Annotated in this window: 19 protein-coding genes; 10 read left to right on the top strand and 9 right to left on the bottom strand. The window is 72.1% G+C overall.

Translation table 11 applies throughout. The features are described from left to right. The first annotated feature begins 97 nt into the window (after positions 1 to 97). Positions 98 to 793, top strand: a complete 696-nt coding sequence (locus IF22_RS33995; RefSeq protein ID WP_030335924.1) for an SDR family NAD(P)-dependent oxidoreductase — start codon at positions 98 to 100, stop codon at positions 791 to 793. Then, positions 787 to 2,421 carry an MFS transporter gene (locus IF22_RS0124690; RefSeq protein WP_030335922.1) on the top strand — a complete coding sequence of 545 codons (1,635 nt, stop codon included), beginning with the start codon at positions 787 to 789 and terminating at the stop codon, positions 2,419 to 2,421. The genes IF22_RS33995 and IF22_RS0124690 overlap by 7 nt, the downstream gene beginning before the upstream one ends. Positions 2,422 to 2,460: 39 nt before the next feature. On the opposite strand, the gene IF22_RS35185 is transcribed toward IF22_RS0124690, so the two are convergent. Together IF22_RS35185 and IF22_RS0124680 are read right to left on the bottom strand one after the other, a co-directional pair. Beyond that, entirely contained in the window at positions 2,461 to 3,066 is a 606-nt protein-coding gene (locus tag IF22_RS35185) for a hypothetical protein (protein WP_156057846.1), read from the bottom strand. A gap of 119 nt (positions 3,067 to 3,185) precedes the next feature. Further along, positions 3,186 to 6,362, bottom strand: coding sequence for an AfsR/SARP family transcriptional regulator (locus IF22_RS0124680; RefSeq protein ID WP_030335917.1), 3,177 nt, complete (start codon positions 6,360 to 6,362; stop codon positions 3,186 to 3,188). A gap of 375 nt (positions 6,363 to 6,737) precedes the next feature. Between IF22_RS0124680 and IF22_RS0124675 the strand changes: the two genes are divergently transcribed. From IF22_RS0124675 to IF22_RS0124660, 3 genes are all read left to right on the top strand, one after another. Further along, positions 6,738 to 8,441 carry an FG-GAP repeat domain-containing protein gene (locus IF22_RS0124675; RefSeq protein WP_030335916.1) on the top strand — a complete coding sequence of 568 codons (1,704 nt, stop codon included), beginning with the start codon at positions 6,738 to 6,740 and terminating at the stop codon, positions 8,439 to 8,441. Between the two features lie 118 nt (positions 8,442 to 8,559). After that, positions 8,560 to 10,458 (top strand): GH25 family lysozyme, encoded by a 1,899-nt coding sequence (locus IF22_RS33990; RefSeq protein WP_051708764.1) that lies wholly within the window; start codon positions 8,560 to 8,562, stop codon positions 10,456 to 10,458. A gap of 109 nt (positions 10,459 to 10,567) precedes the next feature. Continuing rightward, positions 10,568 to 11,335 (top strand): TetR/AcrR family transcriptional regulator, encoded by a 768-nt coding sequence (locus tag IF22_RS0124660; RefSeq protein ID WP_030335913.1) that lies wholly within the window; start codon positions 10,568 to 10,570, stop codon positions 11,333 to 11,335. 15 nt (positions 11,336 to 11,350) lie between these two features. On the opposite strand, the gene IF22_RS35180 is transcribed toward IF22_RS0124660, so the two are convergent. Beyond that, entirely contained in the window at positions 11,351 to 11,506 is a 156-nt protein-coding gene (locus tag IF22_RS35180) for a hypothetical protein (RefSeq protein WP_156057843.1), read from the bottom strand. 131 nt (positions 11,507 to 11,637) lie between these two features. Here IF22_RS35180 and IF22_RS0124650 point away from each other — a divergent pair, with 131 nt between their 5' ends. The 3 genes from IF22_RS0124650 to IF22_RS0124640 all read left to right on the top strand — a co-directional run bounded on the left by IF22_RS0124650 (position 11,638) and on the right by IF22_RS0124640 (position 15,005). Continuing rightward, entirely contained in the window at positions 11,638 to 12,573 is a 936-nt protein-coding gene (locus tag IF22_RS0124650; protein ID WP_030335911.1) for an SDR family NAD(P)-dependent oxidoreductase, read from the top strand. Between the two features lie 96 nt (positions 12,574 to 12,669). Further along, on the top strand, positions 12,670 to 12,852 hold the full coding sequence (locus tag IF22_RS0124645; RefSeq protein ID WP_030335909.1) for a hypothetical protein: 183 nt from the start codon (positions 12,670 to 12,672) through the stop codon (positions 12,850 to 12,852). Then, on the top strand, positions 12,849 to 15,005 hold the full coding sequence (locus tag IF22_RS0124640; protein WP_051708763.1) for a hypothetical protein: 2,157 nt from the start codon (positions 12,849 to 12,851) through the stop codon (positions 15,003 to 15,005). The genes IF22_RS0124645 and IF22_RS0124640 overlap by 4 nt, the downstream gene beginning before the upstream one ends. Before the next feature lie 66 nt (positions 15,006 to 15,071). Here the strand turns inward: IF22_RS0124640 and IF22_RS0124635 are convergent, their stop codons facing one another. The 3 genes from IF22_RS0124635 to IF22_RS0124625 all read right to left on the bottom strand — a co-directional run bounded on the left by IF22_RS0124635 (position 15,072) and on the right by IF22_RS0124625 (position 17,164). Further along, on the bottom strand, positions 15,072 to 15,470 hold the full coding sequence (locus tag IF22_RS0124635; RefSeq protein ID WP_030335905.1) for a hypothetical protein: 399 nt from the start codon (positions 15,468 to 15,470) through the stop codon (positions 15,072 to 15,074). Next, a complete protein-coding gene (locus IF22_RS0124630) occupies positions 15,467 to 15,916 on the bottom strand; it encodes a hypothetical protein (protein ID WP_156057840.1) in 450 nt (149 codons plus the stop codon). The genes IF22_RS0124635 and IF22_RS0124630 overlap by 4 nt, the downstream gene beginning before the upstream one ends. A gap of 369 nt (positions 15,917 to 16,285) precedes the next feature. Beyond that, complete coding sequence (locus tag IF22_RS0124625) at positions 16,286 to 17,164, bottom strand: alpha/beta fold hydrolase (protein WP_030335902.1); 879 nt, start codon at positions 17,162 to 17,164, stop codon at positions 16,286 to 16,288. A gap of 138 nt (positions 17,165 to 17,302) precedes the next feature. On the opposite strand from IF22_RS0124625, the gene IF22_RS0124620 reads away from it, so the two are divergent. Then, positions 17,303 to 20,632, top strand: coding sequence for an ATP-binding protein (locus IF22_RS0124620; protein WP_030335900.1), 3,330 nt, complete (start codon positions 17,303 to 17,305; stop codon positions 20,630 to 20,632). 112 nt (positions 20,633 to 20,744) lie between these two features. Continuing rightward, positions 20,745 to 22,322 carry a Na+/H+ antiporter gene (locus IF22_RS0124610; protein WP_030335898.1) on the top strand — a complete coding sequence of 526 codons (1,578 nt, stop codon included), beginning with the start codon at positions 20,745 to 20,747 and terminating at the stop codon, positions 22,320 to 22,322. Between the two features lie 27 nt (positions 22,323 to 22,349). Here IF22_RS0124610 and IF22_RS0124605 read toward each other — a convergent pair whose 3' ends face one another. The 3 genes from IF22_RS0124605 to IF22_RS0124595 are packed head-to-tail and all read right to left on the bottom strand — an operon-like array spanning position 22,350 to position 24,766. Further along, positions 22,350 to 23,093: an amino acid ABC transporter ATP-binding protein gene (locus IF22_RS0124605; RefSeq protein ID WP_030335896.1), complete on the bottom strand. Its 744-nt coding sequence runs from the start codon at positions 23,091 to 23,093 to the stop codon at positions 22,350 to 22,352. Continuing rightward, a complete protein-coding gene (locus tag IF22_RS0124600; protein WP_030335893.1) occupies positions 23,090 to 23,860 on the bottom strand; it encodes an amino acid ABC transporter permease in 771 nt (256 codons plus the stop codon). The genes IF22_RS0124605 and IF22_RS0124600 overlap by 4 nt, the downstream gene beginning before the upstream one ends. A 39-nt stretch (positions 23,861 to 23,899) precedes the next feature. After that, entirely contained in the window at positions 23,900 to 24,766 is an 867-nt protein-coding gene (locus IF22_RS0124595; RefSeq protein ID WP_030335891.1) for an ABC transporter substrate-binding protein, read from the bottom strand. Between the last annotated feature and the right edge of the window lie 253 nt (positions 24,767 to 25,019).

The following is a 25,019-nucleotide window of genomic DNA, read 5'->3' as shown; positions in this document are numbered from 1 at the left end:
CCAGCACTACCCGCGAACGGGTGTGCGGGGTCCGGAAAGGGGAAGAACGGGCCGTCACGCGGCCTGCGTGACCGGTGTCGGCGGCGGCTGGAGAGACATGGGTGCCAGAACCTTCGTGGTGGTCGGCGGGACCAGCGGTCTCGGTCTCGCGGTGGCCCGACTGCTCGTCGACGAGCACCGGGTTGTGGTGTTCGGCAACGTGCCGGCCGAGGTCGCCGCGGCGACCGACGAGTTGGGTTGCGACGGGGCGGTCTGCGACGTCTCCTCCTACGAGCAGGTCCGCGACTCCTTCGCCGGGGTGGTCGAGCGCTACGGCACCATCGACGGGGTGGCGGCCTGCGCCTCCATGTGGGCGGGCGGCGACCTGGGGGACCTGTCGGTGGAGCACATCCGGCGGGCCGTGGAGATCAACGTTCTGGGCATCACGTACCTGCTGCGGGAGGCGGTGCGGCACCTTGACCGGCAGGGCCACGGCAACGTCGTCTACATCGGCGCGCTGGCGTTGGCGGCCCCCCGGCCCGGCATCCCCGTCTACCGGGCCACCAAGAGCTACGGCAACAGCCTGGTCGACTCGCTGGCCGAGGCGCAGCACAGCAACCGGGTCAAGGTGATGCAGCTGCACCCCGGGCCGATGCCGACCCGACTGCAGGAACGGGTGGGTGCCGAGTTCCTGGACGAGGTGTACGCCATGCCCGAACAGGTCGCCACCGAGGTCGTCCGGTTGCTGCTGCTCGAACCCGACGACCTCTACGTCTCCGGTGAGCGCGTGCTGCGCGCGGACGGGCGGTGGTGACGGCCGCAGCCGGACCCGCCGACCGTCCGGCCTCGGCGTGGGCGCCGCTGCGGACGGCGGTCTACCGCAACCTGTGGCTGGCCCTGCTCGCCGCCAACATCGGCACCTGGATGCAGACCGTCGGCGCGCAGTGGCTGCTGATCAACCACTCCAACGCCCCCACCCTGGTCGCGTTGGTGCAGACGGCCAGTCTGCTGCCGGTGCTGCTGCTGGCGTTGCCCGCCGGGGTGCTGGCCGACAGCTTCGACCGCCGGCACCTGCTGATCGCCGTGCAGCTGTTCCTGGTGGCGGTGGCGGTGGCGTTGACACTGCTCACAGTCACCGGCCGGATGCCGCCGGCGCTGCTGCTCACCCTCACCTTCGCGTTCGGGGTCGGGCAGGCGTTGACCCTGCCGGCCTGGGCGGCGGTGATCCCGGAGCTGGTGCCGCAGGACCAGCTGCGGTCGGCGTCCGCGCTCGGTTCGATCAGCGTGAACGTGGCGCGGGCGGTCGGTCCCGCGGTGGCCGGTGTGCTGATCGCCCGTACCGGCGTCGCCCCGGTCTTCGGCATCAACGCGGTCGCCTTCGGCGTCTTCGCGTACGCGCTGTGGCGCTGGCGGCCCGACAACGCCCGCGCGGTCGAGGTGCCCGAGCGGTTCACCGCCGCGTTGCGGGCCGGCAGCCGCTACGTCCGTCACTCGCCGACGGTGCGCCGGCTGTTGCGCCGCGCGTTGGTCTTCGTGGTCCCGGCCAGCGCGTTGTGGGCGTTGCTGCCGTTGGTCGCGAGTCGCCGGCTGGGGCTGGGCTCCGGTGGGTACGGGGTGCTGCTGGCCGCCCTCGGCGTGGGCGCCATCGGTGGCGGTGTGCTGCTGGCCGTGATCCGCACCCGACTGTCGGCCAACCAGCTCCTGCTGATCGCCGGGGCTCTGTTCACGGTGGCGCTGACCGTGGTCGGCACCGTGCCGGTGGTGCCGCTGGTGCTGCTCGCCCTGCTGCCCGCCGGGATGGCCTGGGTGACCGTGCTGGCCAACGTCAATGCCGAGATGCAGCTCTTCCTGCCCAGCTGGGTACGCGCGCGGGGCCTGGCCGTCTACCAGGTGTGCTTCGCCGGTGGGCAGGCGGTCGGCGCGCTGCTCTGGGGGCTGGTGGCCGACATGGGCGGGTTGGTCCTCGCGTACCTGGCGGCGGCGGCGCTGATGCTGGTCGGCACCCTGACGAGCCGGATCTGGCCGCTGCCCGACCTCCGGTCGGTGAACCGTGAACCGGCGGCGTACTGGCCACAGTTGCACCTGGCGCACGAACCGGACCCGGGGGTGGGGCCGGTGCTGGTGACGGTGCAGTACACCGTCCGGCCGGAGCGGGCCCAACAGTTCCTGGCGGCGATGGACCTGGTGCGTGGCGCGCGGCAGCGGACCGGGGCGATGCGCTGGGGGCTGTTTCGCCCGGCCGAGACGGTGGATCGCTTCGTCGAGGTGTATGTGGTGCCGTCCTGGGACGAGCACCTGCGCCAGCACGGCGGCCGGTTGACCGGTGAGGACCGCGCGGCCGAGCAACGGGCCCGGGAGCTGACCGACGGGGAGCCCGAGGTCCGACACCTGGTGCCCGCCGCCGCCGGCCCCACGCTCTCCGACGACAGCGAGGCGCTCTGAACGGGCACCGCCAACGCGAGCAGCGGTCCACGCCGGACGTCAACCGGCCAGCGCGCCGCAGGCCGTGCTGATGGCCGGTGCCAGGCCGCCGTCGCCACAGTCGATGTTCGCCGCCGCCTGCCCGGCGAGCTGCCACTGCGCCCCGGACCGCTTCAAAAAGATCTGCGGTTCGGGAAGGGTGTCCGGCGAGCCGGCCGGTACGGCGGTCAGCCGGGCATAGGAGTTCCGACAGGCGAAGACCTCCACTCGGGCGATCCGCACGCCGCCCAGCAGCGCCTGGCTGGCCGCCTGCAACGTGCTGGGCGTACAGGTGGTGTCGGTGTCGATTGCCCGATCCGGCGCTCCGCCGCCTTCCGCTGGTGCGCCGGCACCGGCGGCGGCCCGACCCGAACCGTCACCGGCGACGGTCGCCGCGTCGCTCGCCGGGCCCCGCCCGGCGTTCGCGGTCGGCCCGGCGGTCGCGGTCGGCGCAGTGTCGACGGAGGGCGACGGACCACCGGTCGGCGGTGGTGTCGACGGGGTGGACCCGGGCGAGCTGGCGGCCGGCGCTCCGACCGAGCGCGGGGCGGGTTGCCCACATCCCGCCACCGCACACGTCAGGGCCATCGCCACCGCCATCGCCACGTCACTGCCTCGAACTCGCACAGCTGACTCCCTACCTCGTCGGTCGGGTCGGATTGACTTCCCGGACCCGCCGACGACGGTAGGAGCCGTGCCTCTGCCAGAGCTGGAACAAACCTTGAATCCGCAGGCGGAGCGGCCTTTCAGGCGGCCGACACGGCCAGCGGGCCGCCGGCGGGCGACCCGAAGACGGAGCCACAGTCGGGGCCGCAGGCCCGGTGCCAGCCCGGAGCCTCCGCGGCCTCCCGGGTGCCCAACCTGGTGAACACGGCCAGGGCGTCGGCCCAGGCGGTGTGAGCCCCCGGCAGGTCACCGGCCGCCGCCCGGACCATCCCGGTGTCGCGCAGGGTTCGCGCCCGGCCCAGGTCGTGCCCGAGGGCCTGCCATCCGTCGTACGCCAGCCCCAGTGCGCGGACCGCGTCGTCGAGGTGGCCGGCGGCGAGGTGCAGCTCACCGATGGTGCGCTGCACGAGGGCGGTGCCCAGCCGGTCGTGGAGCCGCTTGCAGGTGATCAGAGAACGGTCGAGCGGCCCCCGGGCCTGGTCGACCTTCCCCTGGCGCAGCCAGATCTTCGCCAGCGCCTGCGACGTGTAGCAGGCGATGTGCTCGTCCTGATGCTCCACGATCAGGGCGTGTGCGCGAGTGCACCACTCCTCCGCCTCGCCCAACTCGCCTCGTGCCCGGTGCACCAGGCCGATGGCACGGGTGGCGATGGCCTCGCCCCGCCAGTGGCCGAGGGTGCGGTACGCGCCGATCGCCTCGCCGAGCCGCGCGGTGGCCGCCGCGTCGTCCCCCAACTCGCGGTGACAGTGCCCGAGCCCGTAGCGGGCGTGCGCGGCGCCGTTCTCGTCGCCGAGTCGGGCCAGCGTCTCGGCGGCGGCCGTCAACAACGGGATCGCCTCGTGATGCCGTCCCACCTCGCGCAGCACGGTGCCGAGACCGTTGCGCGCGGCGGCGGCCCCCGCCTGGTGACCGGCCTCGTCGAAGAGCGCCACAGCGGCGGGAAAGTAGCGCTCCGCCTCGTCGAACCGGTCCTCCTTGTAGCGGAGCAGCCCGATGCCGCACTCGATGACGGCCTGCGCCACCCGGTTGCCCGTGCGGCGGGCGACGCCGATCGCCGCCGCGTGGGTACGGTCCCAGCTCACGAAGTCGTTGCGGACCGCGAACGAGGCGAAGACCAGCGCGTCGGCCAACGCACAGGCGGCGGCGTCCATGTCGAGTTCGGCCGCGCGTTCCACCGCGGCGACCAGGCACGCGCCCTCGGCGTCGAGCCAGCCCGGCCGCAGGTGATCCGCGGCGAGCACACAGGACTGCAGACTGACCGGCATCGGCGGTTGCCGGTACAGCGGTGGCACCGCGTGCGGAAGCCGCTCGCCGAGGCGCTCGCTGAGCTCGGTTGCCGCGGTCAACACCCGGGCCACCGCGGTGTGCAGTTCGGCGGTGCTGTCCTCCTCGACGGCACGCTCGTACGCGTACAGCCGAACCAGGTCGTGCATCCGGTAGCGCACCGTGCGGTGCACCGGGTCCGACACCACCTCGATCAGCCGGGCGTCGACCAACAGGTCCAGCAGGTCCTCGGTGACGTCGACCGGTTCGCCCAGCAGCGCCGCGCCCAGCCACTCGGCGAAGGTGGGCGCCCCCATGAAGCCGAGCAACCGGAAGATCCGCCGCGCGGCCGGGTCGAGGCCCTGGTAGCTGACCGCCACGCTGAGCCGGACCGCCAGCCCGTCGGCGGTCATCTCGTCGAGCCGGTTGCGCTCGTTGCGCAGCCGGTCGGCGAGCCGGGCGATCCGCTGGTGTGGTCGGGCGGTCAGCCGCGCACCGACGATGCGCAGGGCGAGCGGCAGGCCGGCGCAGAGTTCGACGAGCGTCTGCGCCGCCGCCGGCTCACGAGCGACCCGGTCCGCGCCGATCATCTGCCCGAGCAGGGCCAGCGACTGCTGGGAGTTGAACATCGTCAGCTCGACGTGGTGCGCCCCGGGAACAGTGGTCAGCCGGGCCCGACTGGTGGCGATCAGGGCGCAGCCCGAGTCGCCCGGCACCAGCGGACGGACCTCCTCGGCGCTGACGGCCGCGTCGAGGACGATCAGGATGCGTCGTCCGCTGATGGCCGACCGGTACTGGCCCAGCTTCTCCTCGGTGCTGCGCAGCTGCTGGACGTTCGACACGCCCAGGGCACGCAGGACCTGATTGAGGACGCTGACCGGGTCGCTGCGCCGGCCGTCGAGCCCCACGAAGATCTGCCCGTCCGGGTAGCTGGTGCGCAGCAGGTGGGCGAGTCGGACGCTGAGCGAGGTCTTGCCGACGCCGCCGGGCCCGGACAGCATCAGCGGTGGCCGTGCGGTGAGCGTCTGCTGAGGCTGGGCCAGGGCGGTCAGCGCCTGCTCGATCTCCGCCTCACATCCGGTGTGGTCCGGCAGCGGGGGTGGTAGCTGGCAGCCAGGGCCGGCCCGCCCGGCACGCGGTGCGTCGTCCGGCTGGTCCTGCTCGTCCGGGTCGGTCGACGCGACCGGCTGTGGTGGGGCCACGGCGGGTGGCGGCGTCGGTTCGCGCTCGACCGCCGGACGCGGCACCGACTCGTCGCGCAGGATGCGTTGGTGCAGGAGCTGCAGCTCGCTGCCCGGGTCGACGCCCAACTCGTCGGAGAGCAGGGCGCGGGTCCGGGCGTACTGGTCCAGCGCCTCGGCGCGTCGCCCGCCGAGGTGCAGCGCGCGCATCAGGTGCAGGACGAGGGGTTCGGTGAGTGGGTCGCGTTCCAACGCCTGGCTGAGCCGGTCGGCCACCGGCCCGGGACGGCCCTGGCGCAACTCGCTCTCCGCCCACTCCACCAGCGTGCCGAGCGCCTGCTGACGCAGTCGTTCCCGGACCCGGGCCGCCCAGTCGCCGGGCAGCCCGTCCAGCGGGTCGCCGCGCCACAGCTCGACCGCCTGACGCAGCAGCTGCGCCCGTCGCGGGTCATCCGCGTCGAGGTGCTGGATCTGCTCGCTCAGGGTGCGCAGTCGCCGCAGGTCCACCCGGTCGTCGGCGGCCTCCAACTGGTACCCGCCCGCCCGCCGGGCCACCGTGATCGGGCTGACGCCCTCCCCGAGCGCGGCGGCGGCGAGCAGCCGGCGGATCCGGGTGATGTAGGTGTAGAGCACCCCGCGGGCGTCCGCCGGGGGCGAGCCGTCCCACACCCGGTCGATCAGCATCTCGACCGGTACGCCCCGACCGACGTCGACGGCCAGGGCCGCCAGCACCAGGCGCTGTTTCAGCGGACCGAGTTCGATCGGCCGGCCGGCCACCTGGATCTGTAGTTCGCCGAGTATTCGAAGTTCCACGGCATCGCCCCCGCGCCCCGTTTGGTCGTCCACATCGGCCGTCACCAGGCCGGACGTGCTTGTCAAGAATTCGTTCAGCTTCCCTACCGAATGCGGCTGCGAAGGTTTTGCCACAGCCGATCCGATGCACCGCTACCGGAGAGGCGAGCACGACCGACCAGTGCACTTCCCCTTCCGAGAGGAGCCGCCAGCAACAACTTCATCGAACGATGCGCAGAGAGCCGCCGGGGTGCCGGCAGCCCTCGTGATCTTGCACGTTCGCAGCGACTCTAACCGGCGATCGGTGGCTGTCATTGCCCCCGAGGCGATGCCGGCTGCCCCGACGGGCCCTTCACCGGCCCGAAAAACCACCTTTTGCATTGGAGGACACCTGCTATGCGATTCTTCGCAGCACGCGGAAACCGGCAGTACACGACCCGGCTGATCGCCGGCGCGGCGCTGAGCCTCGCGGTCATCGGGGCGAACGCCCTGCTCACGATCTCGCCCGCCGAGGCGTCATCGATCAACGGGCCGATCACCCGGACCGAGATGCTCGACCGCGCACAGAACTGGGTCGATCGCGACATCACGTACACCCAGACCGGCACCTGGGCCAAGGACGTCGACGGTTCGCACACCTACCGGCGGGACTGTTCAGGTCTCGTCTCGATGGCCTGGCACCTCTCCCAGAGCTATGTCACCGACCAGTTCCAGGGCAGCAACGCCATGTGGACCACGCTCGGCAGCATCAACGACTTCCAGCCCGGTGACGCCATGGTGCGCAGCGGCCACATCGAGCTCTTCGCGTTCTGGAAGGACAAGAACGACCACTCCAAGGGCGCCTATGTCTACTCGTTCAACAGCGACGGGCAGACGGTGCAGAACCCGTACGCGAACAACAACACGGGCTCACGCGGCTTCAACGGTTGGGACGACCTGAGGACCTACAAACCCATCCGGCGAACCGGTATCGAGGCCACCGAGCCGACACCGGAGCCGGAGCCGGAGCCAACGCCGGTCGCGGACCCGAACGTGGTGCAACTGTCCGGGGACTTCAACGGTGACGGTCGCGACGACGCCGCCATGCTGTACCTCCACAAGGACTCGTCGATCGAGTTGTTCACCTCGCTGGCCAACGCCAGTGGCGGGTTCGGGGCGTACTTCGGCAGTTACAAGCTGCCGGCGAATTCGTGGAAGTGGAACTCGTTCCGGACCATCGTGGGTGACTTCAACGGTGACGGGCGTTCGGATCTGGGGGCGATGTACTACCAGGCGGACGGGTCGATCACGATGCACACCGCGTTGGCGAACACCAGTGGTGGGTTCGGGGCGTTCACCGGCAGCCTGACCGTACCGGCGAGTGCGGCCTGGAAGTGGGACGCGATCCGGCTGACCAGCGGTGACTTCAACGGCGACGGACGCGACGACGCGGCGATGCTCTACCACCACAAGGACGACTCGATCGAGTTGTTCACCTCGCTGGGCACCACCAGTGGCGGGTTCGGCACGTTCACCGGCAGCTACAAGATCCCGGCGAACGCCTGGACGTGGGACTCGTTCCGGACCATCGCTGGTGACTACAACGGTGACGGGCGTTCGGATCTGGCCGCCATGTACTACCAGGCCGACGGGTCGATCACCATGCACACCGCGTTGGCGAACACCAGTGGTGGGTTCGGTGCCTTCACCGGCAGCCTGACCGTGCCGGCCAGCGCCTACTGGAAGTGGGACTCCGTGCGGTTGACCACCGGTGACTTCAACGGTGACGGCCGCGACGACGCCGGAATGCTCTACCGCTACAAGGACGAGTCGATCGAGCTGTTCACCTCGCTCGGCAACGCCAGTGGCGGGTTCGGCTCCTTCACCGGCAGCTACAAGCTCCCCGCGAACTCCTGGAAGTGGGGTTCGTTCAAGACGATCACCGGAGACCACAACGGCGACGGCCGGTCGGACGTGGCCGCCATGTACTACCAGGCCGACGGATCGATCACGATGCACACCGCGTTGGCGAACACCAGCGGTGGGTTCGGTGCCTTCACCGGCAGCCTGACCGTGCCGGCCAGCGCCTCCTGGTACTGGGACGCCATCCGCCTTCTCTGATTCGCCCCTCGCCGCGGGAGGGCTCGACCGTCGAGCCCTCCCGCGCGCGTCGCCACGTCGGACCAGACCAGCATCAGCCGGCGCCCACCCGCGCCCGTACGCCGAGGAGTAACCAGCAATGATCAGTACAACGAGGTCGGGCGCCATCGCCGCGTTGGCAGCGGTCGCCCTGCTCGCGGTCGCCACACCGGCCGTCGCCAAGGACCCGGGCGCCGACGCCCCGAACGGACACCCGGCCATCTCCGACCTTTCCCGAATGACAGCGACTGCGGCGGTGCCCCCGGGCTATCCGGTGACGGGCATCGACGTCTCACACCATCAGGGCACCATCAACTGGTCGACGGTGGCCGCCGCGGGCGCGAAGTTCTCCTACGCCAAGGCCACCGAGGGGCTCTCCTTCATCGACAGCTCCTTCACCGCCAACTTCCGAGGCGCGAAGCAGAACGGCATCCTGGCCGGCGCCTACCACTACGCCCGCCCCGACAAGTCCGACGGCACCAGCCAGGCGAACTACTTCCTCGACCACGCCCAGTACTCCCAGGACGGCAAGACGCTCATCCCGATGCTGGACATCGAATGGCCCTGGGAGGGGTCGGGCGCGCCGTCCCCGTGTTACGGGCTGAGCACGAGCCAGATGTCGACGTGGGTCAAGCAGTTCGTGGACCGGGTCTACGCGCGCACCGGCCAGCGAACGATGATCTACACGAACACCAACTGGTGGAATCCGTGCACCGGCAACAACGCGACGTTCGGCGCCAACCCGCTCTTCATCGCCAACTACAGCTCCACGTACAAGCCGTTGCCCGCGGGCTGGAACCAGTTCACCCTGTGGCAGTACTCGGACAGCGGCTCCCTGCCGGGCGACCAGGACGTGTTCAACGGAAGCCTCAGCCAGCTCCAGGCGCTAGCCGGCGGCAGCCCGGCGCCGACTCCGGTCGCGGACCCGGACGTGGTGCAACTGTCCGGGGACTTCAACGGCGACGGTCGCGACGACGCCGCCATGCTGTACCACTACAACGACGACTCGATCGAGTTGTTCACCTCGCTGGCCAACGCCAGTGGCGGGTTCGGGGCGTACTTCGGCAGTTACAAGCTGCCGGCGAATTCGTGGAAGTGGGACTCGTTCCGCAGCATCGTGGGTGACTTCAACGGTGACGGGCGTTCGGATCTGGGGGCGATGTACTACCAGGCCGACGGGTCGATCACCATGCACACCGCCTTGGCGAACACCAGTGGTGGGTTCGGGGCGTTCACCGGCAGCCTGACTGTTCCGGCGAATGCGGCCTGGAAGTGGGACGCGATCCGGCTGACCAGCGGTGACTTCAACGGCGACGGACGCGACGACGCGGCGATGCTCTACCACCACAAGGACGAGTCCATCGAGTTGTTCACCTCGCTGGGCACCACCAGTGGCGGGTTCGGCACCTTCACCGGCAGCTACAAGATCCCGGCGAACTCGTGGAAGTGGAACTCGTTCCGGACCATCGCCGGTGACTACAACGGCGACGGGCGCTCGGATCTGGCGGCCATGTACTACCAGGCCGACGGGTCGATCACCATGCACACCGCACTGGCGAACACCAGCGGTGGCTTCGCGGCGTTCACCGGCAGCCTGACCGTCCCGGCGAGTGCGGGTTGGTACTGGGACGCGATCCGCCTGACCACCGGTGACTTCAACGGTGACGGTCGCGACGACGCCGGCATGTTCTACCGCTACAAGGACGAGTCCATCGAGCTGTTCACCTCGCTGGGCACCACCAGCGGCGGGTTCGGCACGTTCACCGGCAGCTACAAGCTCCCGGCGAACTCGTGGAAGTGGGACTCGTTCCGAAGCATCACGGGCGACCACAACGGCGACGGCCGTACCGACCTCGCGGCGATGTACTGCCAGGCGGACGGGTCGATCACCATGCACACCGCGCTGGCGAACACCAGCGGTGGGTTCGGGGCGTTCACCGGCAGCCTGACCGTGCCGGCCAGCGCCTCCTGGCAGTGGGACGCCATCCGACTTCTCTGAGCACGACCGCTCGGTGTGGGAGGGTTCCCGAGAACCTTCCCACACCGCTGTCGTCGCTGGCCCCGCTGCCGGTACGACGTACGGCACCGGCGGTTAGCATGGCGGGACTATGGCGACTGAGCGTAAGGCGACCGCGGACCCGGCCCGCAGCCTGGCCCTTCTCTGGCGCACCCGGGAGCCGACCAGCCGCAGCGCCGGCCCGGCGCTCAGCGTCGACCGGGTGGTCCGGGCCGCGATCGACATCGCCGACACCGAAGGGCTCGACGCGCTGACCATGCGCCGGGTCGCCGAGGCGCTGGGCGTCGGCACCATGTCCGTCTACACCTACGTGCCGGGCAAGGCCGAACTCGTCGCCGTCATGATCGACACCGCGTACGGCGAGATGCCGCGACCCGCCGTCGAGGGCGACTGGCGCACCCGGCTGGAGCGGATCGCCCGCGACAACCTGGCGCTCTACCAGCGGCACCCCTGGATGCTGCGGGCCGAGACGACCCGACCGGTCCTCGGCCCGCACCTGATGGCCAAGTACGACTACGAGCTCGCCGCGATCGTCGACATCGGGCTCACCGACGTCGAGGTCGACGCGGTGCTCACCCTCGTGCTCGGTCACGTGAAGAGCGCCGCGCGCGCCGCTTCCGAGGTGGTCGACCTGGAGCGCGAGACCGGCATGACCGACGGCCAGTGGTGGCAGTCGCACGCGCCCTGGCTGGAGCGGTTCATGACGGCGGGCGCCTACCCGATCGCCTCGCGGGTCGGCACCGCTGCCGGCCAGCAGCACGGCGCCGCGTACGGCCCGGAGTACGCGTTCGAGTTCGGTCTGCAACGCGTCCTCGACGGCATCTCGGTGGTGGTCGCCGAGCGGGCGGCCAACCGGTAGCCCGGCCGGTTCGGGTCAGCGCGACGCGCCCCGGTCCGCCGCCCTGCCGACCCTGCGGGCCAGCCGGGCGAGTGACCGCGCCGACGGGCTGCCCGGCAACCCGACGTCACCCGGCCCGATCAGCTCGCGCCGGGCACGCAGATATTCGCCGAGCGGGCCGGCCGTGCTCACCCGCCCATCGTAGGAGCAGCCACCGGCCGCCCAGACTGGTCCTGTCACTACCAGGAAAAACAGGGAACCGGCTAGCCCCGGCCCATGGGGTGACAGTGTCGGGGTAAGCGTGATCGAGAGACGGGACAGCAATGACAGAGCCCATCACCACCCCCTTCGGTTTCGCCTCGACCGCCGACGAGGTCCTCGCCGGGGTCGACCTGACCGGCAAGCGGGCCGTGATCACCGGCGGCGCCGCCGGAATCGGCGTCGAGACGGCGCGTTCGCTCGCCGCCGCCGGCGCCGACGTCGTGCTCGCGGTCCGCCGGGTCGCGGCGGGTGAGCAGGCCGCCGCCGACATCGCGGCCAGCATCGGCGCGCAGCGGGTCACCGTCCGCGCGCTGGACCTGGCAGACCAGGATTCGGTACGCCAGTTCGTCGCCGGCTGGGACCAGCCACTGCACATCCTTGTCAACAACGCCGGGATCATGGCGTTGCCCGAGCTGGAGCGCACCGCCGAGGGCTGGGAGATGCAGTTCGCCACCAACTTCATGGGGCACTTCGCGTTGACCGTCGGCCTGCACGACGCCCTCGCCGCGGCCGGCGGCGCCCGGGTGGTGTCGGTCAGCTCCAGCGGCAATCTCTTCTCCCCGGTGATCTTCGACGACCTGCACTTCGCGTTCCGGCCGTACGACCCGCTGCTGGCCTACGGGCAGTCCAAGAGCGCCGAGGCGCTGCTCGCCGTGGAAGTCACCCGCCGCTGGGCGGGCGAGGGCATCCACGCCAACGCGCTCAACCCGGGCGCCATCGCCACCGGTCTGCAGAAGCACACCGGCGGCCTGCGTACGCCCAAGGAACGGCAGAAGACCCCGCAACAGGGCGCGGCGACCTCGGTGCTGCTCGCGGCCTCCCCGCTGCTGGACGGGGTCGGGGGTCGCTACTTCGAGGACTGCGCCGAGGCCCCGATCGTCAGCGAACGGCCGGCCGACTACAGCGGCGTGGCCGGCTACGCCGTCGACCCCGGCAACGCCGAGCGGCTCTGGAGCGTGGCGTCCGACCTGATCGCGCGGCGCGGCACCGGCCGTTGACCGCGACGCCCGGGCTCGGCGGAACCCGCCCAGGCCCGGCCGTCCGGGTGGTACGACTGGGGCGGCGGTGGCAGCTGCGGCCGGGGAAGGGTGGCGATGGCGGGCAGGCTTCCGGGACGGCTGCTGCTCCGGCGGGAAGACTCGGACCGGGCCCCGCTGATCGTCGCCCTGCTGCTCTGGGTGATGTTCGACGCGATGCCGGGGCTGTGGCGGTTCATCCGGCGATCCGGTGAGAGTGGCGTGCCCGACCAGCTGCGACACGGACAGCGGCCCCGATGACCGAGCAGGGACGACAGCACGGCGACCAGCCGCGACGACCCGACGTGGTGGAGTTGCGGGTGCACGGCGTGTCCGGGGGCGACCCCACTGTCATCCTCGACCGGCCGCAGGTCCGGCAGGTCGCCGGCGACGACAGCGGGGGCTTCCACCGCGACGCCCGATCGGACGACGCCGAACCGGGCGGGGTGACGCTGGAGGCGTACCGCTGGGGTGACCTGCCCTCCGGCACCGTCGGCCGGACCCTCGCCATGGTCTTCCTGCTGCCGTTCATGCTCGGCAACGTGGCGGTGTGGATGCGACCCACGGGCCGCCACCGCGCGGCCGGGGTCGACGTGCTGTGTCGGCTCCTCGCGCTCAACCTCACCGTGTTGTACGTGGTGTCCGTCGCCGGGGTCGCCCTCGACCTGATCGCCTGGCGCTGTCTCGGCGCGGCCCGGTGCCGCCCGCCCTTCGACACGATGGCCGGACTCGACGGCCGGCACGTCGGGGAGCGGCTGGCCGTGTTGGCGCTCCTGCCGATCGCGGCGGTGGTGCTCCTGCGCCTACTGGGTACCCGCTGGTCCGGCCCGACCGATCATCCACTGTGGGCGATGGAGCCGCTGGTGCGCCGGCTGCGCGCGATCCATGTCGCCGCCGCGCTCGCCGTACTCGACCTCGTGCTGCTCACGGCCCGCCGCGTCGGCGGCGCGACGTTCGGGACGACGCTGCTGCTGGCGCTCAACGCGGCGGTGCTGCTGGCCTGCGTCGGGCTGCTCGCCGCTCCGGGAGTGATCGACCGGCCGGCGACCATGCGAACGGCCAGCTGGACCGCCCGCACGGCGGCCGGCCTGTGCGCGGCGACCCTGGCCGTCGTGGCGGCGGACCCGCGGGGTTGGGCGCCGGCGACCGGGCTGCCCGGCTACGGCGGAATCGCGGGTGGGGCACTGCTCGGCCAGATGGCCCTGCTGGTGCTGCTCAGCGCGGTGGTGCTGGGGCACCACGGTCGGGTGGGCGGCCGGTCCGCGCTGCCCGCCGGTCTGGGGGCGGCCGTCCTCGCCACCATCGCGGTCGGCCTGGCCGGTGGGCTCTCCGCCGACCTCGTCTACCAGAGCGGGGAGTTGCTCGGCGGCTACCGCGGTGACGGGGGGCCACCGTTGCCGTACCGCTGGACGCTGCTGGCCTTCTTCCTGCACTTCGTCGCGGCGGCGCTGCTGTGTGCCGTGATGACAGTCGTGTCCCGGCGGCGTCGGCTGCGGGCGGCGGCGGCCATCACCGCCCGCGACTTCCCGGACGTAGCGCCGGAGGCGGTCGGTCGGCTGCGGTTGACGACGAAGACCGTCGCCCGGGCCCGGTTCACCGAGTGGTGGGGTCTGCTGGCCGTCACGTACGCGGCGCTCGGGGTGATCGGCCTGACCACGAGTCTGGTGGGGGGCACCGGGCGTGATCCGGAGGAGTTGGCGCGGCGGTTTCTCGGGCTGCCGGCCGGAGTGATCGAGATGGGGCTCAACGGGAGCAGCTACCTCATCGCCGCGTTGGCGTTCACGCTGTTGGCCGGCGGTGTGTTCGCCTTTCGGACCAACTGGTTCCGTCGGCACGTCGGCATCCTGTGGGACCTGGGCACCTTCTGGCCCCGGGCCGCGCACCCGTTCGCGCCGCCGAGCTACGCCGACCGCGCGGTGCCGGAGTTGGCCGACCGGATCAGCCAGCTCGCCGAGCGTCACGTCGGGGTGCTGCTCTGTGGGCACAGCCACGGGTCCGCGCTGCTCGCGCTCGCGGTGCTGCGGCTGCCCCCGCAGGTAGGTCAACGGGTCGCCCTGCTCACCTACGGGTCACCGCTGGACCGCCTGTACGCCCGGCTCTTTCCGGCCTACTTCAACGAGGAGATGCTTCGTGAGGTGGGGGAGCGGGTCGGCTGGCGGTGGCTCAACCTCTGGCGGGACACCGACCCGGTCGGCGGGTGGGTCTTCGCCGCACACCGGCCCGGCGATCCGCCTGCGGACCCGGCCGATCCGGCGAGTCACGTCGACCGGCGGTTGCGGGACCCGACGGACCTGCTGCCGGCACCGGGGGAGCGGTCTGCGCCAGTGCTACGGGGGCATCATCCGGGGGAAACCGACCCCGACTTCCGGGCCGCGGTGAACGACCTCATCGCACGCCTGCGAGCCGCGGGCTGAGCTGCGCCGGACGCCGACGGCGCTGAGCTGCGCCGGGCGCGAGGGCGGCGCTGGGCCGCGTCGGCGTCAACGGTCCATCTCGGGGATCCGGTCGGACTCCGCCACCGTCGCGCGGACCTTCCGCAGCGTGGCGTCCGGGGCACGAATGGCGGCACGCCAGCGGTCCAGCGTCCGGGTGAGCACCCGGACCACGAACTGCAACTGGTTGACCTGCTCGCGGAGCGTGCCCAGCTCGGACCGGGCGCTGAGCGCCTCGCCCTCCAACTGGGTGATCCGGGTCTGCAACGGCTGCACGAGGGTGAGGGCGGCCTCGGTGAGGGTGTCGGCGGCATCGGCCTTGAACTTGCCCCGCTGCACCACAACGGCGGCGATCGCGGCCAGGCCGGTGCCGCCGCCGAGGATGCCGAGCACGCTGAGCGCCACCTGCACCCAGTGCGGTGCCGCCGGTGGGGGTGAGCTGTTCACGTGACACCTGTCCGCAACTGTTCGTAGGTGACGAGTTCGCAGGCGCGGGCCAGGCGACGCAGGTCGATGGCGATCTGTGCGGCCCGCCAGAGCGATCCCACAGTCACCGCCATCACGAACGAGATCGCGACGAGGGAGTTCCGGCCGGACATCACCAGTACGGCAACCGCGTACATGCCGGTGATCGTGCCGAGCACCAGCACCGACGCGAGTTCGAGGCCGAGCCCGGTGGAGAGCCGGCCGGGCCACACGATGCCCAGTAGCCCACCCACGCCCACCGCGATCAGCCCCAGTTCCCAGGCGACCTGGATCGGTGCCGGCATGGACGTCTGAACTGATGTCGGACGGACGTTGAGGGTCAGCATCAGCACGCCGCACAGCGGCGCCGCGGCCAGGACAGCGATCTCGTACGGCTGGTGGCGGGATCGGATACGGAGGTTTCCCACGGCAACTCCTTGGTCCAGGACCGACGTCCGGCAGTGGCCGGCGGACCAGTGCCGTTGGGTGGGTCGCGCTGTCGAGCGGCGATCCGTGCGGCGAGGCCCCCAGTGGTGCGTTGCCTGCTGACGGTCGTTGGGCGAGAAGTACGGAGCGACCAGACGTCGTTGGCTGCCGTTATCTGCCTGTGTAGCACCGATGACCGGTTGTCGTCCACCTGGCGTAACGTCGTATTACCGCAGGTCAGGGCGCATTTCAGAGGCCTCTGGACGGCATGTGCGCGGCAGGCGGCGACCCGGTCGTTCCACCACCTCGCCGACGGTCGGTGTCGGATATCTTACCGAGGGTGACAGTGGGGTGACTGGGTCGCCGATCGGTCAACGCGCAAGCAGGGCGCGCACCGCCCGGAGCACCTCGGCCGGGGCCTCCTCCGCCATGAAGTGTCCGCAGCTGACCGTCTGGTGCTCCAGGTCCGGCGCCCAGGCCCGCCACACCGCCGCCGCGTCGTAGCCCAGCGCCGCGCCCCAGTCCTGCTGGAGCACCGTCACCGGCATCCGCAGCTGGTTGCCGGCCGCCCGGTCAGCGGAGTCGTGCGCCACGTCGATCCCGGCCGACGCCCGGTAGTCGGCGACGATCGAGGGGACCGCCTCGCGGGACGCCCGCAGGTACGCGGCCCGCACGTGCGCCGGAAGGGCCTCCGGGTCACGGGTCCAGATGTCCAGGAAGTGACCGAAGAAGGCGTCCGGGCTGCCGGCGATCAGCTTCTCGGGCAGGCCGGGCGGCTGCGCCATCAGGTACAGGTGGAACGCGACACCGGCGCTGGTGCCGTGCAGCACGTCCCACATGTCCAGGGTGGGTAGCACGTCGAGCAGGGCCAGCTGGCTGACAGCCGCCGGGTGGTCGAGGCCGGCCCGGAACGCGACCAGGGCACCCCGGTCGTGCCCGGCCAACGCGAACCGGTCGTGACCGAGCGCGCCGGCCAGCGCCACGATGTCGGCGGCCATGGTGCGCTTGGCGTACCCGGTGCCGTCGGTGTCGAGCGGCTTGTCGCTGTCGCCGTAGCCGCGCAGGTCGGGGCAGATGACAGTGTGGTCGGCGGCCAGGTCGGCCGCGACGTGCCGCCACATGAGGTGGGTCTGCGGAAAGCCGTGCAACAGCACGACCGCCGGCCCGGAGCCGCCCACGGCGGCGTTGAGCGTCACCCCGTCGGCGACGGTGACGCGGCGGTAGTCGAATCCGTTGATCCTGGGGTCCACGGGAAATCTTCCTGGTGAGCAGTGCCGGCGGGGGCGGTGGCCCGTCGCCGTCGTACCTCGTCGAGCCTGCCCGCCGGTGATCAGCAGCCGGTCAGCGTCCGATCAGTGCCGGCCGGGCCGCCCGCCTACTGTGGTGCCATGACCAGGCAGCTGACGGCGCCCGTCGCGGTGACCTTCGGCGTACTCGGGCCGGTGATCGCCGCGACCGAGCACGGCCCGGTCCCGTTGCGGGGCCACCGGCAGCGCCTGGTGCTGGGCCGGCTGTTGATCGCCCACGGCCGGGTGGTGCCGGTGGAGCGCCTCGTCGACGACCTGTGGGAGGTCGCACCGGACGGCGCGGTGGGCGCCATCCGGACGTTCGTCGCCGACCTGCGCCGGGCCCTGGAGCCCGATCGACCACCCCGGCAGCCGCCCCGGATCCTGGTCACCGAACCACCCGGGTACGTGCTGAAGGTCGCCCCGGACGCGGTGGACGCCGGACGATTCGAGGCCGCCGTCGGCGAGGCGGCGGACCTGCTGGCGGCCGGCCGTCCCACACCGGCCGTGGCCGCGCTGGATGCGGCGCTCGACCTCTGGCGCGGGCCCGCGTACGCCGACTGCGCCAACGAGTCCTGGGCGGTCGCGGAGATCAACCGGCTGAACGAGCTGCGGATGCTCGCCGTCGAGCGGCGGGCGGAGGCGCTGCTGGCGGTGGGCCGACCGGACGAGGCCGCCGCCGACCTACCGGCACACCTGGCCAGCTATCCGCTGCGCGAGGACGCCTGGCGGCTGCTCGCCGTGGCCCGCTACCGCGCCGGCCGGCAGGGCGACGCGCTGGCCGCGCTGCGGGAGGCCCGCCACGTCCTGGTGACCGAGCTGGGCGTGGACCCGGGGCCCGAGCTGCGACAACTGGAAGCCGACATCCTGGCCCAGGCCCCGCACCTCACCCCACCGGTCGACCGGCCGGTCGCCCCCGGCCTCGGCGAGCCGGCTCGCCCCGTCGCGGCCGGGCAGCGCCCGTTCGTCGGCCGCGACGCCGAGCTGGAGCGGCTGCGGCGCGCCGCCGACGCCGCGTCCCGGGGCCACCAGCCCACACTCGCCCTGCTCAGCGGCGACCCGGGCGCCGGCAAGACGGCGCTGGCCGAGGCGGTGACCCGGCAACTCGCCGCCCAGGGCTGGACCACGGCGTGGGGACGCAGCCCGGAGTACGAGGGCGCCCCGCCGGCGTGGCCCTGGACCCAGATCACCGACGCGCTCGCCGGGCCGAACGCCCCCGTCGTCACCGCCGACCCGGAAGACGACCCGACGGAACCGGCCGACCCCGCCACGGTGCGGTTCCGCCGGCACCGCGCGGTGGCGTCGCTGCTCACGGCGGTCGCCGACCGAGCGCCGGTCCTCCTGGTCCTCGATGATCTGCACCGCGCCGACGGTGACACCCTGGACCTGTTGACCGCGCTGCTCACCGGCCCGCAACCGGCCAGCGGGCCGGTGCTGATCCTCGGCACCTACCGGGCCACCGAGATCAGCCCGGAGCTGACCGCCACCCTGGCCCGCGCCGCCGGGCTGGAGCCGGTCCGGGAGTACCTCGCCGGCCTGCCCGCGTCGGCGACCGGTGAGCTGGCCGGCGCCATCGTCGGTGCGGAACTGGACCAGGCCACCGCCCGGTCGATCCACAACCGCAGCGGCGGTAACCCCTTCTTCGTCCGCGAACTGGCCCAGTTGTACGCGGCCGCCGGGGAGTCGGGGCTGGCCGCCGTGCCGCCCGGCGTACGCGACGTGATCCGGCACCGGTTGGCGCAGCTGCCCGCCCCGACCCGTACCGTGCTGCGCCAGGCGGCAGTGCTCGGCCGGGACCTCGACCCGGACGTGCTGGGCGTGCTGGCCGGTGACCCGGCGGCGGTGCTGGACGCCGTGGACCGCGCCCTGGCAGCCGGATTCCTCAGCGAGCGGGAGCCCGACGGGCGGCTGCGTTTCACCCACATCCTGGTTCGCGACACGCTCTACGCCGACCTGTCCGCGTCGCGCCGCTGCGCCTGGCACGCTGCCGTCGCCGAGGTGCTGCGACAGCGGGAACCCGTCGAACCGGCGGCCCTCGCGTACCACCTGCTGCGCGCCGGTGGGCCGGTCGCGGCCGCTGAGGCGTCGAGGTACGCCCGGGTGGCGGCCGAGCGGGCCGAACGGGGCGGCAACCCCCATGAGGCGGCTCGGCTGTGGGGTCAGGCGATCGACGCGTACGACCGCGCCGGTGGGGTCGAGCCGGGCGGGCGGGTGACCGCGCTGCTCGGCCTGGGGCGGGCGCTGGCGGTGACGGGCCGGTTGGCCGACGCGCGGCGACGGCGCGCCGAGGCGATCGCCGCCGCCGAGTCCACCGGCGACCCCCAGCTGATCCAGGAGGCGCTGGCCGGCTTCGACGTGCCCGCCAGTTGGACGCGCAACGACGACGACGTGCTCTCCGGGCACATCGTCCGGGCCGCCGAACACGCGCTGACAGCGCTCGGCCCGGTCCGCTCGGCGCAGCGCAGCCGGCTGCTGAGCACCCTCGCGCTGGAACTGCGCGGCACCACCACCGATCGTGGCCGCCGTGCCGCCGACGAGGCCGAGGCGATCGCCCGCAGCGTCGGCGATCCGGGGCTGGTGGCCTTCGCGCTCAACGCCCGCTTCATGCACTCCTTTCACCGCGTCGGTCTGGCCGGCGCGCGGGCCCGGATCGGCGTCGACCTGGTCGACCTGGCCGTCCGGCACCAGCTGGTGACCTTCGAGGTGCTCGGTCACCTCGTCCTGGTCCAGGCCAGCTGCGCGCTGGCCGACCGGCCCGGCGCGGATACCCACGCGCGCGCCGCCGACGATCTCGCCGAGCGGTACGAGCTGCCATTGGTCGGCGTCTTCACCAGGTGGTACGCCGCACTGCGGCTGGCGCTCGACGGCGACTCGGCGGCGGCAGCGCGGGCGTACGCCTCGGCAGCCGACCGCACGAGCGCCGAGGGCATGCCGGGGCTGACCCGGGGCCTGCTCCCGTTGGCACTGCTCGGCCTGCGGCTTGCCGACACCATCGGCACCGACTGGCCGGCCACCGGGCCCGGCGGTGCGGACCGGCTGATCACCGGCGCTGACGACGGGGCGGACCTGGACTGGGGTCCGCACGAACCGTGGGTCCGACCACTGCTGCTGCTCGCCGCCGGTGAACGGGACGCCGCCGCGGCCGCCCTGCGGGCCCTTCCCGAGGGACCGCACGACCTGCTGCGGGAGGTACGGCTCTGCCTCGTCGGTCGGGCGGCGCGCGTGCTCGGCGACCGGGCCACGATGACCCGGGTTCACGCCGAACTGCTGCCGGCCGCCGGTGAGTTGGCAGCGGGCAGCGGGGTGCTCACCGTCGGACCGGTGGCCGGGCACCTCGCCGACCTGGCCGCCGCCCTGGGCCGGGACGAGGAGGCGGCCGAACACCGTCGTACGGCCGGTGCGGTGACCGCCCGCGCCCGTGCCGGGGCCTGATCCGCACCCGCGACCACCACAACTTGCCGGTTTCCGCCGGAACGCACCGACCGGTGCGGTCAGATGGAGCCACCGGCGCGTCCGCCGTCGGCCATGGTCCGAGGGGGTAGGCGTGGAGGCGCTCGTCCTGATCGTGGTGCTCGGTGTCACAGTGCTCGTCGGTACCACCGTCGGCGGTCGGTACCGGGTGGCCCCGCCGGTCCTGCTCATCGCGTTGGGCGTGCTGCTCGGGTTCACGCCGCCGCTGTCCGAGGTCACCCTGGAACCGGATCTGGTCCTGCTGATCTTCCTGCCGGCGATCCTGTACCGGGAGAGCCTCACCATCAGCCTGCGCGAGATCCGCGCCAACCTGCCGGTGATCGGGATGCTCGCCGTGGTGCTGGTGGTGCTCACCATGGTCACCGTGTCGTACGCCGCGCAGGCGTTCGGGGTGAACCCCGCCGCTGCCTGGGTGCTCGGCGCGGTCCTCGCGCCGACCGACGCCGCCGCGGTCACCGGTCTGGCCAAGCGGTTGCCCCGCAAGCTGCTCACCACCCTGCACGCGGAGAGCCTGATCAACGACGGCACCGCGCTGGTGGTCTTCGCGGTGGCAGTGGGTCTGCTCAGCCAGAGCGCCGAGCCGGGCGTGCTCGGCGTCGGCGAGGAGTTCGTCGGCGCCAGCGTCGGCGGTGTGGTCGCCGGTCTGCTGGTGGGGGCCGCCGTGGTGCTGGTCCGCAAACGGCTCGACGATCCGCTGCGCGAGGGCGCGCTCAGCGTGCTGACCCCGTTCGGCGCCTTCCTGCTCGCCGACTCGGTGCATGCCAGCGGTGTGTTGGCGGTGGTGGTCGCCGGCCTGGTGCTGTCCTACGCCGGCCCGCGGGTGATCCGCGCCCGGTCCCGGGTGCTGGCGTTCGCGTTCTGGGACCTGTCCACCTTCCTGATCAACGGTGGCCTGTTCGTCCTGCTCGGCACGCAGATTCCCCGCGCGGTGCGGGGCATCACCAGCACGTCGCCGCAGCGGGCGCTGCTGATCGCGCTGGTGGTCACGGTGGTCGTCGTGGCCACCCGGCTGCTCTTCATCTATGTCACAGCGCAGTCGGCGCGACTGCGCCGCCGCCGGATGGTGGACGACGTCGGTCGAGGTCCCTCCGGCTGGCGGGTGGGGACCGTCGGGGGCTGGGCCGGTTTCCGGGGTGCGGTGTCGCTCGCCGCCGCCCTGGCCGTCCCGACGATGACTGTGGATGGCCGGCCGGTTGTCGAACGCGACCTGATCATCTTCGTCACCGCGCTGGTGATCGTGCTGATCATGCTCCTGCAGGGCACCACCCTGCCGCTGGTGGTGCGCTGGGCCGGGCTCAGCGGCGACCCGGGACGCGTCGACGAGGCCCGGCACGCCCGGCGGCGGGCCGCCGAGGCGGGCCTGGCCGCCCTCCCGCAGGTCGCCGCGGAGATCGGTGTCCAGGGTGATTCGGTGCGTCGGCTGGAGGCCGAGTACCAGCGGCACCTGGAGGACCTCAACGAGGGCGGTGGGACCATCGCCGATGAGCGCCGGCTGGAACGGCAACTGCGCCTCGGCGTCCTCGCGCACAAGAGGCGGGAGGTCACCCGACTGCGCGACAACCGGGAAATCGACGACCTGGTGTTGCAGGAACTCCAGTCCGCGCTGGACAACGAGGAGATCCGGCTGCTGGGGCGCGAACCCAACGAGTGACCGTCGGCCACCGCGCGCCCGCGCGGCTCAGAGCACCTGGTCGAGGAACCGGCGCAGCCGCGGATGTTCGGCCCGCTCGAAGACGGCCTCGGGCGGGCCGGCCTCCAGCACCACACCCCGGTCCATGAAGGCGACGGTGTCGGCGACCTGCCGGGCGAAGCCCATCTCGTGGGTCACCACCACCATGGTCATTCCGGCGGCGGACAGGTCGGCCATCACCCCGAGCACACCCTTGACCAGCTCCGGGTCGAGCGCCGAGGTCGCCTCGTCAAAGAGCATCACCTCGGGCCGCAGCGCCAGCGCACGGGCGATCGCTACCCGTTGCTGCTGACCACCGGAGAGTTGCGCCGGTCGGGAGTTCGCCTTGCCGGCAAGCCCCACCAGCTCCAACTGGGCGCGGGCGAGCGCGTCCGCCTCGTCCTCACCGAGCTTGCGCAGTCGGCGCAGCGCCAGCGTGACGTTGCGCAGCACGCTCATGTGCGGGAAGAGGTTGAACTGCTGGAACACCATGCCCACCCGCTGCCGCAGCGCGTCCGGGTCGTCGCCCCGCACGCTGCGCCCGTCCAGCAGCACGTCGCCCCGGTCCGGTTCGATCAGCCGGTTGATGGTGCGCAGCAGTGTGGACTTGCCCGACCCGGACGGGCCGATGACACAGGCCGTCGCGCCACGCGGCACCGACAGGTCGACGCCACGCAGCACCCGGTTCGGTCCGAAGGCGAGGTGCACGTCGCGTACGTCGAGGCTGACCGAGGTCGTGCTGGCGGCGGTCATCGCCGATCCCCTTCCATCGCGTACGGCGCGGTGTCGTCGTCCTCGTCTGTCGGCGCGGTGGCCGGCCGACCGTTGCGCAGCCGGCGGTCGATCCAGTTGACGACGTGCGTCAACGGAACGGTCAACGCCAGGTAGCACAGGCCCGCCAGCAGCAGCGCCGACTCGTTACCGGTGGTGGCCGCGTAGTCCTGCCCGATCCGGAACAGCTCCCGCTGGCTGGCCACCAGACCGAGGAAGTAGACCAGGCTGGAGTCCTTGATCAGCGCGATGAGCTGGTTCACCCAGGCCGGCAGCACCCGCCGGATGCCCTGCGGGACGATCACCAGCCGCATCGCGTCGGCCCAGGAGAAACCGAGCGCCCGGGCGCCCTCCAACTGGGCGGCCTCCACCGACTGGATGCCCGAGCGGAAGATCTCCCCGATGTACGCGGCAGCGATGAGCGACAGCGCCAGGATGCCCAACGGGTAGGGGTCCGGTCCCCAGACCTGCATGCCCAGCGGGGCCAACCCGACGCCGATCAGCAGGATCGTCGCGGCGGCCGGCAGCCCCCGGAACACGTCGGTGTAGACCCGCGCCGGCCATCGCAACCAGCGGCTGCGGGAGATCCCCGCGACGGCCAGCAGCAGGCCCAGCACCGAGCCGAGCAGAGCGGCGGAGACCGCCAGGATCAGCGTGTTGGGCAACCCGACGGTCAGCATCTCGGGCAGCGCCTCGCGCATCGAGTCCCAGTCGAAGAACGTTTCCCACAGGGTGCTCAACGGATCCATGTGTCGCCTCTCCTACCGCCCCGCTCGCTCGTCACCGGTTCAGGACGCCGCCGACGCGGACGCCGACGGCGCCACAGTGACCGCGCCGCTGCCCGGCTTGAAGTCCGCCGGGATCGGCCGGCCCGGGTAGTACTGCGCCTGCAACCGGGTCCAGGTGCCATCGGCGATGACCTCGTCGAGGCTCTTGTTCAGCGCCTCGCGCAGCTTGTCGTTGCCCTTGGCCACGGCGTACGCGGTCGGTGCCGGGCTGAGCTGCTTGGCCGCCACGGTGATCTTGCCGTTGCTGTCGGCGGCCGACTTCTCGCCGATCTCCGCCGGGGCGATCCACGCGTCGGCGGTGCCCGCCTTGAGCTGGTTGATCGCACCGTTGTAGTCCGGCACCCGCACCGGGTTCAGCTGCTTGCCGGTGGCGTAGTCGTCCTGGACCGTGCCCTGCACCACCACCACCCGCTTGCCGGTGAGCTGGTCGAAGTTGGTGATCGGCGAGCCGGCCGGGACGTCCAGGCCGAAGTAGCCGAAGTCGTAGCCGTTGCCGAAGTCGACTGTCTTCTTGCGGGCCTCGGTGATGGTGATCGAGGAGCTGCCAACGTCGAACTTGCGGTTGTTGACCTGGCTGAGCAGCGCGGAGAAGTCGGTGCCGACGAACTCCACAGTGAGGCCGAGCTTGCCGGCCACGGCGGTCAGCAGGTCGTTGTCGAAGCCGGTGAACCTGCCGTCCTTGAGGTACACGTTCGGCGGGGCGTCGGTCAGCGTGCCGGCGCGCAGCACGCCCGGCTGGGCCAGGCCGTACGGGTTGGTGGTGGCGTCGGACGAGCTGTCGTCGCCGCAGGCGGTGAGGGCGGTGGCGGCCAGGATCGTCGCCGCCCCCAGGGCGGCGGCACGGGTCACTGCGGGAAGGAATCGCACTGGTGTCTCCGAAGGGTGGTGTCTCGGCGGGCGTGGGTGCGCGCCACCGACGGCGCGCCCGATGGGCGTACCGGTGGAAAGGGGTTTCGGGAGGGTGGTGCTAGAGCGCGGTGCCGCGACGACAGGCGGCGCTGCACATTCGCATCGTGTCCACGTGCCGTCGCCGGGTCAGTGCGGGCGAGGGTCGACCGGTGCGGAGGTCCGCGACGTCAGTCGGTGGGGTGGTGCTGAGGATGCGCATGGTTCTCCCGGG

This window comes from Micromonospora parva (assembly GCF_000718515.1).
GTDB classification, from domain to species: Bacteria; Actinomycetota; Actinomycetes; order Mycobacteriales; family Micromonosporaceae; genus Micromonospora; species Micromonospora parva.
Note: the sequence above shows the minus strand (reverse complement) of the source record. Positions and strands in the feature narration are given on the sequence as shown.